The organism is Micromonospora sp. NPDC001898 (genome assembly GCF_042891255.1).
Taxonomy (GTDB): Bacteria; Actinomycetota; Actinomycetes; order Mycobacteriales; family Micromonosporaceae; genus Micromonospora.
The window spans coordinates 651,287-663,601 of record NZ_JBIATC010000001.1; the positions used below are offsets into that span (position 1 = coordinate 651,287).

Sequence of the window (12,315 nt, forward strand, 5' to 3'; positions counted from 1 at the left end):
GCGCCGGTGTGCCGGCGCAGCTAAATGACACACGTTACGCCGATCTCCGCTGGCCGTCCGCGCAAGGGAGTGTCCTGGGTGTCCTGGGCCCCGAAAAGCCCTCGCAACACGTGCGATTTCCGGGTGTCAAGAACCGCACCACGCCGGCCGACCCGTCGCGGCGTGGGCTCAGCCGGAGGCCCCGCCGGTGAAGTTCCAGGCGGCCAGCCGCAGCGCCGGGGCATCCCACCAGACGCCGTCGACCCGGTCCGGTTGCCGGACCGGGCGGCGGCCGATCCCGAGCACCGCCCCGGGCCCCAGCGCCCGGGGGTACGACTCGGTGAACCGGAAGTCCCGTACCGCCCGGACCGGCACGCCGCCCTCCACCAGCCAGACCCCGTTGCGGGTCAGCCCGGTGACCACCAGGCTCTTGGCGTCCAGCACTCGGGTGTACCAGAGGTCGCTGACCAGCAGGCCACGTTCCATCCCGGCGACCAGGGCGGCGGTCTCGGCATCGAGCACCGGCCCGCCCGGCGTCTCCGCCCCGCCGCCGGCCGCAGTGGCACCCGCCACAGTGGTGCCCGTAGCCCGGGTGGCGCCGGCGCCGACCGCCCCGCTGGCGCCGGTGAGCCGCAGGTTGTTGGGCGTCGGGCCGAAGGTGGCCGCCCCCGGCTCCGCGTGCCCGGTGGAGCCCGCGCCGGCCTGCGCGCCGCTGCGCCGGTCGTGCGCCACGGCGACCGTGGTGCCCGCGTCCACCAGGGTCAGCGCCCGTCGGCCGGTGCCCTCGGCGTCGAACGGCAGCCCGGAACCGCCGAGCGGGTCGTCGACGAGCGTCACCGCCGGGTCGAACTGGGCGACGCCCGGCTCGGCGAACGACTGCCGCTCGGCGAACCGCTTGCCGTTGAAGCCCCACATGGCGAAGTTGTGCAGCAGGTCGGCCACGGCGGCCGGCTCCAGCACCACCTCGTACCGGCCGGGCGGCAGCTCGACCGGGTCCACGGCTGCGCGGGCCTTCGTGGCGGCCCGGAGCCCCAGAGCCGCCCCGTCGAGGTCGGCGAGCCGGTCCGCGCAGAGCCGGGCCACCCCGTCCGCCGCGCCGGCCCGGGCGATGCCGTCCATCGCGGCCTCGGCCGCGCTGCCCTGCGTCGAGTGGCCGGCCGAGTTGGCGAACGCCGCCGCCCGGTACGCGGTGCGGCAGTAACCGGCGGCCTCCAGCCCGTCGACGGCGGCCACGAACGCGCGTACCCGCTCGGCCCGCTCGTCGGGCTCGGCGAACGCGGTGGCCTCGTCCCACGTTGGGACGGCCGGCACCGACGTCGGTGGGGTCAGCCCCGGCCAGGCCGGGTCGGGCGGGCAGAGCCGGGCCGCGGCCAGGGTCCGCTCGACCAGGGCGGCCAGCCCGTCCGGGGTGACCACGCTGCCGCTGCCGGCGGCCGTACGCCCGTCGGCGTGCAGCCGCAGCCGCACCCCGGTGCCCGACTCGGCCACGTTCTGGTGGATGAAGGAGTTGGCGAACCGGGTCAGCGCCAGCTCGGACCGGGTGACCACCACCTCGGCCTCGGCCCCCGGACCGCCCAGCCGGCGGACCAGGTCGACCACCCGGCCGGCGAGGTCGAGCGCGTGCCGCTCGCTCATGCGGTCACCGCGCTTCGCTCGGCGTCCGCATGAGGCCTTACCGCACTGCGACCAATGATTCGCTCGCTGCGCTCGCTCATGCGGTCACCCCCACTCGGACGTTTCGGAATCGGGCCGGCGCGGCCGGGTGGCCGGTGTGGCCGGTCTGGCCGGGCTGGCCCTTGCCGCAGTTCGGCGTGCCCCACGCGACGGTCTCCGAGGAGAGCATGTCCATCGAGCGCCAGAACAGTGGCCCGATGCCGGTGTAGGTGGGGTTGCGCAGCATCCGTCCCCGCCGCCCCCGCTTCACCTCCCAGCCGATCTCGCAGCCGAACTGGAAGTTGAGCCGCTTGTCGTCGATGGACCAGGAACGGTTGACGTCCATCAGGACGCCGTCGTCGGTGGCCGCGACGATCTCGTCGAGGGTGTGCGGGCCGGGCTCCAGGCCCACATTGGTCATCCGCACCATCGGCAGCCGGGCCCAGCCGTCGGCCCGTACGCTGCCGCCGTGGTCCAGGCCGGCGACGGCGGCCGAGTCCCGGCCGGCGAGCACCCCGACCCACCGGCCCTCGCGCACCGCGTCCCGCCGCACCGCCGGGGAGCCCTCGTCGTCGAAGCCGAAGCTGCCCAGCGCGCCGGGGATGGTCGGGTCGATGGTGACGTTCATCAGCTCGGAGCCGTAGCGCAGCGAGCCGAGCTGGGCCAGGTCCAGCCAGGACGTGCCGGCGAAGGCGGCCTCCCAGCCGAGGATGCGGTCCAGCTCGATGGCGTGCCCGACCGACTCGTGGATCTGCAACGCGAGCTGCTCGCCGCCGAGGATCAGGTCGGTCTCGCCGGCCGGGCACCGCGGGGCGGTGAGCAGCGCCCGGCTCTCCTCGGCGATGCGGGCGGCGTGCGCGGCCAGGTTGAGCGAGGTGACCAGTTCCCAACCGGTGGTGCCGTACTGGCCCCGGTAGCTCGGGTACGACCGGCGCTGGGTCTCGCCGTCGCCGATCGAGGTGGCCGAGATGCCGCCGCCGCACTCGCGGATGTGCTGGTCGATGCGGTGGCCCTCGCTGGAGACGAACCACTTCGTGGTGTCCCAGACCTGGTAGAGCCCCTCGGCCACGTCCGCGCCGTGGGCGGCCATCGTGGCGGTCGCGCCGACGAGCAGGTCGCCCTTGTCGGACAGGGCCACCCCGAGCGGGTCCACCTCGCACTGCGAGGACCAGCTCGCGACGGTCGGCTCGGCCGGCACCAGGTCGATCGGCGGGCCGGGGACCCGCGCGCTCGCGGCGGCGGTCCGCGCGGCCCGCCGGCCGGCGTCGCGGGCCGCCGCGTCGGACAGGTCGGGCACGGCGTGGAAGCCCCAGCTCGACCCGACCAGCGCCCGGACGCCCAGCCCGAGGCTCTCGTCCTGGGTCAGCTCCTCGACGTCGCCGTTGCGGGCGGACATCGACTCGTACCGGCGGTGCATCACCCGGGCGTCGGCGTACCGGGCCCCCGCGTCCAGGGCGGCCTGCACGGCCGCGGACGCCGCGTCGAATCCGGTCATGGCCCGACCCTAGGTGACGGGACCGACATCCGTCAGGGGACGAGATCCTCCGGCCGGACCGTCGCCTGGACGGGCTCGATCAGCTCCAGCACCTCGCCCATCCTGGTGACCGACTGCTCGATGTAGTGACGGCCTTGCCTGCGGTACAGGTGCAGCGTCCCGTTCTCCTGTTCGACCAGCAGGTACCACTCGATGCCGGCGGCGGCGTAGTAGTGCATCTTGAGCACCTTGTCGGTGGCCGCGTTGCTCGGTGAGATGATCTCGCAGACCAGCCGCACGTCGCGCGCCTCGATGTTGGGATCGTCGAAGTCGATCTCGCCGGTGATCACCAGGTCCGGAATGGGGATGCGACCTGGCTTCAGCCGGACGTTGACGGCTTCCAGCACGCGCAGGCCAGCTTTGCGGACCGGCGTCCGTAGGGCGGCCCGCAGTTCGCCTGAGATGTTCTGGTGCCGGGGGGTGGGGGCTGGGGTCACGTGGAGGCTCCCGTCGAAGAGTTCGACCCGCTGGGATGTCTCGCCGAGGGCGAGGTACTCCTCCTCGGTCCACGGGCCGTCGTGGTCGAACACCGCCGCGGTCATGGTCACCTCCACCTCGATCCGGCGCGGATCGTCTCCCGGTTGCCGCCACCATGGTCGCACCCGAGGTGCGACCGGGGGGTACGCATCACTTCGATGTCCTGGTGAGGGGTGTCGGAGGTAGATGCCGAGTCGTTACGCTGACCCCCGCTGACAGCTCCCGTTTTGTAGCTTATTTTCAGCCTCAGTGATCTGTTGTAGGTTCTCTTCGTCACTGAGGGAGGCGGTCGTGGACAAGCCAGCACCAGCGCCGTCCGGGCAACCGGGCGACCGTCCCGGCGTGCCGGAGCAGCGCGGAGACGGTCCGTACCTGAGGGTGAGTGACCTGCGGGTGCGGTTCGCCACCTCCGACGGCACGGTCCGCGCGGTGGACGGCGTCTCCTTCGCCGTCGAGCGCGGGCGCACCCTCGGCATCGTCGGCGAGTCCGGCTCGGGCAAGAGCGTCACCTCGCTGGCGATCCTCGGCCTGCACGATCCGAAGCGCGCCACCATCACCGGCGGAATCTCCGTCGGCGGCCGGCAGCTCATCGGCCTGCCGGAGGAGGACGTGCGCCAACTGCGCGGCCGGGACATGGCGATGATCTTCCAGGACCCGCTGTCCGCGCTGCACCCGTACTACACCGTGGGGAAGCAGATCGCCGAGGCGTTCCGGGTGCACCACCCGGGGGCCGGCAGGCGGGAGGCCCGGCGGCGGGCCGTGGACATGCTCGGCAGGGTCGGCATCCCGCAGCCGGCGAAGCGGTACGACCAGTACCCGCACGAGTTCTCCGGCGGCATGAGGCAGCGGGCGATGATCGCCATGGCCCTGGTCAACGACCCGGACCTGCTGATCGCCGACGAGCCGACCACCGCGCTCGACGTCACCGTGCAGGCGCAGATCCTCGACCTGCTCGCCGACCTCCAGGCCGAGTTCCACTCCGCGATCATCCTGATCACCCACGACCTCGGCGTGGTCAGCCAGGTCGCCGACGAGGTGCTGGTGATGTACGGCGGACGGGCCGTCGAGCACGGCGCCGTGGAGCAGGTGCTCCGGCGCCCGCAGCATCCGTACACCTGGGGTCTGCTCTCCAGCGTGCCGTCGCTGCACGGCGACTCGGACGCGGACCTGATCCCCATCCCGGGCAACCCGCCCAGCCTGATCAACCTCCCGTCGGGCTGCGCCTTCCACCCCCGCTGCCGGTACGCCGACCGCAACGGCGACCGCTCCCGCACCGAGGCCCCGACGCTGGGCCCGGCCGGCGAGGCGGGTCACCTGGTCGCCTGCCACCTGTCCGCGCGGGAGCGCACCCAGCTGTACCGCGAGGACGTCGCACATGTGGGGGTGGCACGGTGAGCGCGAGGAACGTAGCGAAGCGGAGTCCCGCAGTCGCGAACGAGGGTGCGTCGGTGAGCGCGAGGAACGTAGCGAAGCGGAGTCCCGCAGTCGCGAACGAAGGTGGCTCAGGTGAGTGAGCCGTTGCTGCGGGTCAGCGGGCTGACCAAGCACTTCCCGGTGCGCGCCGGGTTCCGGAGCACCGGTCTGGTCCAGGCGGTCGACGGCCTGGACTTCGAGGTGCGCCCCGGCGAGACGCTGGGCCTGGTGGGGGAGTCCGGCTGCGGCAAGACCACCACCGGCCGGATGCTGGTGCGGCTGCTGGAGCCGACCGCCGGGAAGATCGAGTTCGCCGGGCGGGACATCACCCACGCCGGGCGGCGCGAGCTGCGCCCGCTGCGGCAGGACCTCCAGATCATCTTCCAGGACCCGTACGCCTCGCTGAACCCCCGGCACACCGTGGGCCGGATCGTGGCGATGCCGTTGCAGGTCAACGGGATCAACCCGCCGGGCGGGGTGCGCAAGCGGGTCCAGGAGTTGCTGGAGCTGGTCGGGCTCAATCCCGAGCACTACAACCGCTACCCGCACGAGTTCTCCGGCGGGCAGCGGCAGCGCATCGGCATCGCCCGGGCGTTGGCCCTGCGACCGAAGCTGATCGTCGCCGACGAGCCGGTCTCCGCCCTGGACGTCTCGATCCAGGCGCAGGTGGTCAACCTGCTGCGGGACCTGCAACGGGATCTCGGGCTGGCGTTCGTCTTCATCGCCCACGACCTGGCCGTGGTGCGGCACTTCTGCCAGCGGGTCGCCGTGATGTACCTGGGCCGGATCGTCGAGATCGGCGACCGGGCGGACATCTACGAGCGCCCGCAGCACCCGTACACCCGGGCCCTGCTGTCGGCGATCCCGGACGTGACGACGCTCGGGCCGGGCGGCCGGATCCGGCTGACCGGCGACGTGCCGACCCCGCTGAACCCGCCGTCGGGCTGCCGGTTCCGCACGCGCTGCTGGAAGGCGCAGGACGTCTGCGCCACCGAGGAACCGGCCCTGAAGCCCCGGGACGGCGGCGCCCAGTCGACGGCCTGCCACTTCCCGGAGTCCGAGCGGGCCGGCGTGAGTGGTGCGGAGGTGACGAGGTGAGCCTGTCCCCGGTCGAGGGTGTGGCGCTGGCGGAGATCGAGTCCACCGGCGACGGCGACGCGCCGAAGGCGAAGGGCTTCGTCGGCCGGTCGCCCGGCCAGCTCGCCTGGGTCCGGCTGCGGCGGGACCGCACGGCCATGATCAGTGCCGCGATGCTGGTCTTCTTCGTGCTGCTCGCGCTCGCCGTGCCGCTGATCGAGGCGCTGTACGGCGTGGGCCCGCGCGAGCAGTTCCAGGACCGGCTCGACGGCTTCGGCATGCCGCTGGGCTACGCCGGGGGCATCACCGGCGAGCACTGGTTCGGGCTGGAGCCGGGCCTGGGCCGGGACATCTTCATCCGGATGGTGCACGGCCTGCGGACGTCGCTGTTCATCGCGTTCGCCGCCGCCGTGATCACCGCCGCGTTCGGCATCCTGCTGGGCACCCTCGCCGGCTACCTGGGCGGCTGGATCGACGCGGTGATCAACTGGATCACCGACCTGACGCTGGCCATGCCGTTCCTGGTCATCGCGCTGGCCCTGACCCCGACCGTCGCGCTGCGCTTCTACGGCCAGCGCGAGGCGGTGCCGCCCGCGTTCCAGATCGGCGTGCTGATCGCCATCTTCGCCCTGTTCGGCTGGACCAGCACCGCTCGGCTGGTCCGGGGGCAGGTCATCGCGCTGCGCGAGCGGGAGTTCGTGGAGGCGGCCCGGGCCAGCGGGGCCGGGCTGGGCCACATGCTCTTCCGTCAGCTCCTGCCGAACATCTGGGCGCCGATCCTGGTGTCGTTCTCCCTCGCGGTGCCCTCGTACATCACCAGCGAGGCGGCGCTGTCGTTCATCGGCGTCGGCCTCACCGACGAGACGCCGAGCTTCGGCCGGATGATCTACCGCAGCCTGGACTACCTCCAGACCGATGCGGCGTACGTCTTCTTTCCCGGCATCACGATCTTCGCGCTGGTGCTCGCCTTCAACCTCTTCGGGGACGCGCTGCGCGACGCGCTCGACCCGAAGTCGTCCCGGTAGGGGTTTACCATGGCGCGATTCCTGGTCAAGCGGCTGCTCTCCGCCGTGGTCACGCTGTTCGCGGTGAGCGTGCTCAGCTTCCTGATGTTCTTCGCCCTGCCCCGGGACCCGGTCACCGGCATGTGCCCGAAGAACTGCAACCCGGAGCGACTGGAGCGGGTCCGTCAGGAACTGGGCCTGCGCGATCCGTTGGTCAGCCAGTACGCCGGTTACATGAAGGGCATCGTGACCGGTCGGGACCTGGGCAGCGCCCAGGGCGGCCGGTGCGACGCCCCCTGCCTGGGCTGGTCGTACGTGAACAACGAGGCGGTCAGCGACACCATCGCCCGGGTGCTGCCGGTGACCCTGAGCATCGTGATCCCCGCGGCGATCCTCTGGCTGCTGCTCGGCGTCGGCCTCGGCATGATCTCGGCGCTGCGCCGGGGCACCTGGCTGGACCGGGTGGCCATCGGCTTCTCGCTGACCGGCGCGTCGTTGCAGCTCTACTTCGTCGGCGCGGTGCTGCTGCTGGTCTTCGTCTACAACCTGCGGCTGCTACCGGTGCCGAGCTACACATCACTGTTCGACAGTCCGGCGAAGTGGGCCAGCGGCCTGGTGCTCGCCTGGGTCGCGCTGGCCTTCCTCTACTCCGCCATCTACGCGAGGCTGTCCCGGGCGCAGATGCTGGAGACGCTCTCCGAGGACTACGTCCGCACCGCGCGGGCCAAGGGCCTGGCCAAACCCAAGGTGTACGGGCGGCACGCGCTGCGCGCGGCGATAACCCCGGTGGTGACCATCGCGGGGCTGGACGTCGGTGGGGCGCTGGGCGGAACCGTCATCACCGAGACCACCTTCGGCATCCAGGGGCTGGGGCGTACCGCGGTGAACGCGGTCAGCGACGGTGACCTGCCCACCATCATGGCGACCGTGCTCATCTCCGCGGTCTTCGTGGTGCTGGCCAACGTCCTGGTGGACCTGCTCTACGCCGTGATCGACCCCCGGGTGCGGCTGCGCTGACCCCCGGCGGGTCAGCTTCCCCGACCGCGGCAGAAGTTATCGAAAACCGTTACACAATTCGCAGTTTTTCTTCTTTACGATCCTCGGGACGTCGGCGTTTCCGCCCGGCGGCACCGGGTGGAGGGGGTAGCAGATGAGACCACGCGCAGCGGTCGCCGCAGGCGGCGCCATCGCACTGGTGGTGACGTTGGGGGCGTGCTCGGAGAACACGGGCGAGGGCACCACGGTGGACAACACCCGGCAGCAGACCGGGGTCATCGCCACCGACCCGAAGGACTCGAAGGGCCCGGCGGCCGAGGTGAGCGGGGCGCAGAAGGGCGGCACCTTCACCATCATCCGGGAGACCCCGATCTCCCACCTGGACCCGCAGCGGACGTACTCGTTCGCGGGCCTGATGGCCAACCCGCTCTTCTCCCGCTACCTGACCACCTGGAAGGACGACGGCAAGGGCGGCCTGGTCCTCGTCGGCGACCTGGCCGAGACCCCGGGCACCAACGTCAACTCCGACTGCAAGGTCTGGGAGTTCAAGATCAAGGACGGGGTGAAGTTCGAGGACGGCAGCCCGATCACCTCGAAGGAGATCGCGTACGGCATCGCCCGGTCCTTCAACCCGGACCTCGCCGGCGGCCCGACCTACGTGCAGGAGTGGCTGGCCGACAGCCCGGAGTACGACACCAAGTGGGACTTCAAGAAGAACCAGGCCTCGCTGCCGCCGGGGCTGACCGCGCCGGACCCGAAGACCCTGCGCTTCGAGTTCGCCAAGCCCCGCTGCGACCTGCCGTTCGCGGTGTCGCTGCCGACCAGCGCGCCGCTGAAGGCCGACAAGGACACCGGGGTCAACCTGGACCAGCGACCGTTCTCCTCGGGCCCGTACAAGGTCGCCAAGAACCAGGCCGGCGTGCAGCTCACCCTGGACCGTAACCCCCACTGGGACGCCAACACCGACCCGGTGCGCCACCAGTACCCGGACCAGTTCGTCTGGAGCTTCGGCCCGACCGCCGACGCCGCGAACAACCGGGTGATCGCCGACAACGGTGCCGACCAGAGCGCGCTCGCCTTCAACTACGTGCCGTCCTCGCTGGTCGCCAAGGTGGCCCAGGACCAGGCGCTGAAGTCGCGGACCATCCTCTCCCCGACGCCGAGCGCCAACCAGCTCGTGATCAACAACCAGCGGGTCAAGGACCTGAAGATCCGCCAGGCGCTGAACTACGCCATCGACCGCGAGGGCCTGATCAAGGCGGTCGGCGGGCAGACCGTGGCCCAGCCGATGACCACGCTGATGCCGTCGTCCACCATCGGCTTCAAGGCGTTCGACGTGTACCCGGCCGGGGCCAACGGCAACGTCGACAAGGCCAAGGAGCTGCTCGGCGGCCAGACCCCGGAGCTGGTCCTCGGGGTGGCCGACAACACGGGCGAGCAGAAGATGGCGATCCAGCTCAAGGGCAACCTGGAGCGGGCCGGCTTCAAGATCACCGTCCGGAACATCCCGGACGACGCGAAGCTCGACGAGATCAAGAAGAAGGACAACCCCTGGGACCTGTACATCGGTAACTGGGCGGCGGACTGGCCCAGCGGCGCGTCCATCCTGCCGGTGCTCTACGACGGCCGGACCATCAAGGCCGAGGGCAACAGCAACCAGTCGTACCTGAACGACCCGGCGATCAACGCCGAGTTCGACCGGATCCTCGCCCTGGAGCCGGCGAAGCAGGGACCGGAGTGGGCCAAGCTCGACGAGCGGATCATGAAGGAGCAGGCCCCGGTGGTGCCGCTCTACGTCGACGTGGCCTTCCTCGTGCACGGCTCGAAGGCCGGCGGGGTCTTCGTCTCCAGCGTCTTCGGGTACCCGTCCTTCGTGAACGCACACGTCAAGCCGTGACCCTCGGCTGACCGCCGACGGCCGGGCCCCCTCGCACAGCGCCGTGCGAGGGGGCCCTTTCGTCCGCCGTCACCCGAGGTGGGTGCGGAGGAAGTCCAACTCCAGGCGGAGCAGGCGCTCCGCCAGGCCGCCCGCGGCCAGGTGGGTGGCCCCGGCCAGCGGCAGCACCGAGTGCGGCCGGCCCGCGCCCAGCAGCGCCGCCGACAGCCGCAGCGTGTGCGCGGCCACCACGTTGTCGTCGACCAGGCCGTGCAGCAGCAGCAACGGCCGGGCCGGCTCGCCGGACACCGGCCGCTCGGCGGCCAGCTCCAGCAGCGAGTGGTGCGCGTAGACGTCCACCCCGTCCTCCGGCATCCCCAGGTAGCGCTCGCTGTACGCGGTGTCGTACAGCGCCCAGTCGGTGACCGGGGCGCCGACGATCCCGCACCGGAACAGCTCCGGGTGGCGCAGCACCGCCAGCCCGGCCAGCCAGCCGCCGAACGACCAGCCCCGCACGCCGACCCGTCCCAGGTCCAGGTCGGGGTGCTTGCCGGCGAGCGCGGTCAGCGCGTCGATCTGGTCGGTCAGCACCACGTCGGCCACCCGCCGGTGCACCGCCTTCTCGAAGGACGGGGCCACCCCGGGGGTGCCCCGGTTGTCGACCGTCACCACCGCGAAGCCGGAGTCGGCCCACCACTGCCGCTCCAACCAGGCCGACCGGGCCGCCACCACCTCCTGGTGCCCCGGGCCGCCGTAGACGTCCAGCAGCACCGGCAGCCGGGTGCCCTTGACGTGGTCGGTCGGGTAGAGCACCGCGCTCGGCAGCCGCCGGTCGGTCACCCGCACCATCGTCGGCCGGGGCGCGTACGGCGGGGTCGCGGCCGACGAGCGGAGCTGCGCCACCTCCCGGTCGCCGCGCCACACCGACCAGGTGGTCCCCGGCTGTTCCAGCGAGGCGGTGCCGACCACCAGCGTGTCCCCGCCCACCGCGCCGGTGTGCCAGCCGGGGGTGCCGCTCATCCGACGGGCGTCCACCCCGCCGCCGATCAGCGTCCGGACCCGGTACAGGTGCCGCTGGCTCGGCTCCCCGTCACTCGCCTCGACCAGCAGATCGGCCGGGCCGTTGCCGGTGGAGAGCCGGCCCACCACTCGGCGCACGTACAGCGAGGGTGGGGTGAGCAGGGTGCCGTCGGCGAACAGGCAGCGGGCGTCGTACCCGTCGTGGGCCAGCTCGCCGCCGACCAGCACCCGGCCGTCCGGCAGGTGCGCCGGGGTGCCGGGGATCGGCTCCACCCAACGGGGGTCGGCCAGCTCCGCGTGCACCTGGGTCTCCCCGGTGCGCGGGTCCACCGCGAGCACCAGGCCGTGCTGCTGGGAGCGGCGCAGCACGGTGATCAGCGGGTTGCCGTCGGCCCAGTCGACCGACGTCAGGTACGGGTAGGTCTCCCGGTCCCAGTGCACGTCGACCCAGCCGCCGTCGAGGTCGAGCAGGTGCAGGCTGACCTCGGCGTTCGGCCCGCCGGCCTGCGGGTACGCGATGCTGGTCGGCGGGCTCGCCGGGTCGGCCGGGTCGTGCAGGTGCCAGCGGGGCAGCCGGGACTCGTCGACCCGGGCGGCCAGCACGCCACGCCCGTCCGGCGCCCACCAGTAGCCCCGGAACCGGTGGAACTCCTCGGCCGCCACGTGCTCGGCCAGCCCCCAGGTGACCCCGGCGTCCTCGCCGGCCAGCAGGGTGTCGGTGCCGTCGGGCGACACCACCCGCAGCTCGCCCCGGCGTACCCCGTCGGCGGCGTCGGTGACGTATGCCAGGCGTTCGCCGGTCGGGTCCGGCCGCGGGTCGATGACCGGGCCGGCGACGGCCACCTCGACCACGTCCCCGTGCACCAGGTCGGCCCGGAACAGTCGGCCGGCCAGCGCGAACACCGCCACCCGGCCGGCCCCGTCCAGGGCGTACGAGCCGATGCCGGCGGCGCTGAGCCGCCGCCGCTCGCGCAGCGCCCGCTCCCCGGGGGAGAGGGCCGACGGGTCGGCGCCGGCGCCGAGCAGCCTCGCCGGGTCGGCGACCAGCCGCTCCTCGCCGCTGGCCGGATCGAGCAGCCAGAGCGCGTCGGCGGGATCCTCCGGACCGGCCGAGCGCAGGAAGATCACCCGGGCGCCGTCGCCGGCCACGGAGACGGCGCGCGGCGCCCCGTGAGAGAACCGGCGGGTACGGGCGGCCAGCTCCGGAAAGTCCACACGTCGGATCGTAGAGCGGGGCCGGCGATGATGTGGCCGACCTGCGCGGACGCGTCGGGAACGGCGGGGAA

Annotated in this window: 9 protein-coding genes; 5 read left to right on the plus strand and 4 right to left on the minus strand. The window is 72.4% G+C overall.

The window, feature by feature from the left end:
* Positions 1–168 precede the first annotated feature (168 nt).
* The 3 genes from ACFYZF_RS03190 to ACFYZF_RS03200 all read right to left on the minus strand — a co-directional run bounded on the left by ACFYZF_RS03190 (position 169) and on the right by ACFYZF_RS03200 (position 3,708).
* A complete protein-coding gene (locus tag ACFYZF_RS03190) occupies positions 169–1,614 on the minus strand; it encodes a TldD/PmbA family protein (RefSeq protein ID WP_387015327.1) in 1,446 nt (481 codons plus the stop codon).
* Between the two features lie 76 nt (positions 1,615–1,690).
* Positions 1,691–3,127 (minus strand): TldD/PmbA family protein, encoded by a 1,437-nt coding sequence (locus ACFYZF_RS03195; protein ID WP_387015328.1) that lies wholly within the window; start codon positions 3,125–3,127, stop codon positions 1,691–1,693.
* 32 nt (positions 3,128–3,159) lie between these two features.
* Complete coding sequence (locus ACFYZF_RS03200) at positions 3,160–3,708, minus strand: Uma2 family endonuclease (RefSeq protein ID WP_387015331.1); 549 nt, start codon at positions 3,706–3,708, stop codon at positions 3,160–3,162.
* 277 nt (positions 3,709–3,985) lie between these two features.
* Here ACFYZF_RS03200 and ACFYZF_RS03205 point away from each other — a divergent pair, with 277 nt between their 5' ends.
* From ACFYZF_RS03205 to ACFYZF_RS03225, 5 genes are all read left to right on the plus strand, one after another.
* Positions 3,986–5,038: an ABC transporter ATP-binding protein gene (locus ACFYZF_RS03205; RefSeq protein ID WP_387016037.1), complete on the plus strand. Its 1,053-nt coding sequence runs from the start codon at positions 3,986–3,988 to the stop codon at positions 5,036–5,038.
* Positions 5,039–5,149: 111 nt separating this feature from the next.
* Positions 5,150–6,154: an ABC transporter ATP-binding protein gene (locus ACFYZF_RS03210; RefSeq protein ID WP_387015333.1), complete on the plus strand. Its 1,005-nt coding sequence runs from the start codon at positions 5,150–5,152 to the stop codon at positions 6,152–6,154.
* Positions 6,151–7,158, plus strand: a complete 1,008-nt coding sequence (locus tag ACFYZF_RS03215; protein WP_387015336.1) for an ABC transporter permease — start codon at positions 6,151–6,153, stop codon at positions 7,156–7,158. Before ACFYZF_RS03210 ends, ACFYZF_RS03215 begins: the two co-directional genes overlap by 4 nt.
* A 9-nt stretch (positions 7,159–7,167) precedes the next feature.
* Complete coding sequence (locus tag ACFYZF_RS03220; protein ID WP_387015339.1) at positions 7,168–8,154, plus strand: ABC transporter permease; 987 nt, start codon at positions 7,168–7,170, stop codon at positions 8,152–8,154.
* 133 nt (positions 8,155–8,287) lie between these two features.
* Positions 8,288–10,030: an ABC transporter substrate-binding protein gene (locus ACFYZF_RS03225; RefSeq protein ID WP_387015342.1), complete on the plus strand. Its 1,743-nt coding sequence runs from the start codon at positions 8,288–8,290 to the stop codon at positions 10,028–10,030.
* 69 nt (positions 10,031–10,099) lie between these two features.
* Here the strand turns inward: ACFYZF_RS03225 and ACFYZF_RS03230 are convergent, their stop codons facing one another.
* Positions 10,100–12,244 (minus strand): prolyl oligopeptidase family serine peptidase, encoded by a 2,145-nt coding sequence (locus tag ACFYZF_RS03230; protein ID WP_387015345.1) that lies wholly within the window; start codon positions 12,242–12,244, stop codon positions 10,100–10,102.
* Positions 12,245–12,315 lie beyond the last annotated feature (71 nt).